At 71.5% G+C, this 1,542-nt stretch carries 2 protein-coding genes; both read right to left on the bottom strand.

Annotated features, from left to right (window positions below):
- A partial coding sequence (locus D450_RS0101840; protein ID WP_017536979.1) for an energy-coupling factor ABC transporter ATP-binding protein occupies positions 1-603 on the bottom strand: 603 nt, incomplete at its 3' end.
- A gap of 20 nt (positions 604-623) precedes the next feature.
- Positions 624-1,157 (bottom strand): biotin transporter BioY, encoded by a 534-nt coding sequence (locus D450_RS0101845; RefSeq protein ID WP_017536980.1) that lies wholly within the window; start codon positions 1,155-1,157, stop codon positions 624-626.
- Positions 1,158-1,542: the final 385 nt, after the last annotated feature.

The following is a 1,542-nucleotide window of genomic DNA, read 5'->3' on the forward strand; positions in this document are numbered from 1 at the left end:
CATGACCAGTACGCGGTCGAAACCGTCGAGCATGTCGAGCTGGTGGGTGAGCAGGACGAGCGGCTGCGGAAGCGCGCGCAGGGTCCGGCCGATGACGCGCGCGTTGTGCATGTCGAGGAGCGTGGTGGGTTCGTCGCACACGAGCACGTCGGGTTCGGTGACCAGGACCGAGGCGAGCGCAAGCATCTGCTTCTGGCCTCCGGAGAGCAGGTGCGCGGGGTGGTCGCGGTGGTCGATCAGGCCGTGGCGGCGCAGGACCGCGTCCACCCGGCGCCGGGTCTCCTCGGGGCCCAGGCCGAAGTGGCGCAGGCCGAGCGCGACGTCCTCTGCGACGGTGGGCATGAGGATCTGGGCCGAGGCGTCCGAGAAGACGAACCCGACCCGGCGGCGTGCGGCGTGCGGGTCACGGCGGGTGTCGCGGTCGTCGACGAGCACGCTGCCGGAGTCGGGGACGACGAGGCCGTTGAGGGTGCGGGCGAGGGTGGACTTGCCCGAACCGTTGGCGCCGATGATCCCGATGCGGTGTTCGGCCAGGTCGAGGGTGATGCCGTCCAGGACCGTGCGGCCCTCGTAGGCGTGGGTGACGTCGCGGAGTCGGATCATCGTGGATGCCGGTGCGGGGCTCATCCCGCGGTCGTGGACTCGGTGGTGCGGGCGTCGGCCGGGCGGGTGGTGCGACGCCCGGCCGGCGGGACGGGGTAGGTGCGGTGCACGGCGGAGGCGACCGCGGCGGCGAGCGCGGCCTTGGCAAGGTCGCCGGGGAGGAAGACAGCGGCACCGATGATCCCGGCGATGAGGGGGTCGCCGAGGTAGAGGGCGCTCCAGGGGACGCCGACGAGGTAGATGACCCCGATGCCGCCGGTGATGTTGATCAGGAAGCCGGGCCAGAAGCGGTAGCGGCGCATGAGGGCCTGAGTGAGCACGCCGATGACCAAGGCGCCGAGGACCCAGCCGAGGAGGTAGCCGCCGCTGGGGCCGAGGAAGGGTTCGATGCCACCGCGCCCGCCGGGGAGCAGCGGCAGTCCGGCGAGGGTGAGGGCGAGGAAGGTGAGGACGGAGAGCGTTCCGCGCTTGGCGCCGAGGAGTGCGGGCGCGAGCATGACGCCGAGGGTCTGCAGGGTGATGGGCACGGGGCCGACGGGGATGGCGAAGGGCATGCTGAGCACGGCAAGCAGGGCGGCGAAGACCGCGACGAGCGCCAGATCACGAGCGGTCAGCCCACGCCGCCGAGGGCCGCGGTGGGCAGGGGTGTGCGCAGGGGTTTCAGCCATGGATCCGTCCTCGGTCCGGGGTTGATGGGGCGTGATCCATTGTCTGTTTTGTCGCCCTGAGTCCCTCTTGTGCCGACCCACAGAGTTCACTGCGGCGTGTTTGTCGAGGGCCTCTCTGGTCCGCATCAGGAAGGGGGCGACCCCACACAGCTGTTCGCCCCACCCCGCGAGTGCGGGGCTCGCGTGCCGCTGAACGAGCCATCCTCACGGGTGCAGGGGTCGCCGCCTAGTAAACACTCAGGCGATCGGCAGGGGGGGGCCTCCCCCCCCC

Source organism: Nocardiopsis halophila DSM 44494 (assembly GCF_000341245.1).
GTDB lineage: Bacteria > Actinomycetota > Actinomycetes > Streptosporangiales > Streptosporangiaceae > Nocardiopsis_A > Nocardiopsis_A halophila.

Bases quoted from the DNA above. Each gene is read 5' to 3' on its own strand.
- D450_RS0101845 (WP_017536980.1), bottom strand. From the start codon at position 1,157: ATGCCCTTCGCCATCCCCGTCGGCCCCGTGCCCATCACCCTGCAGACC.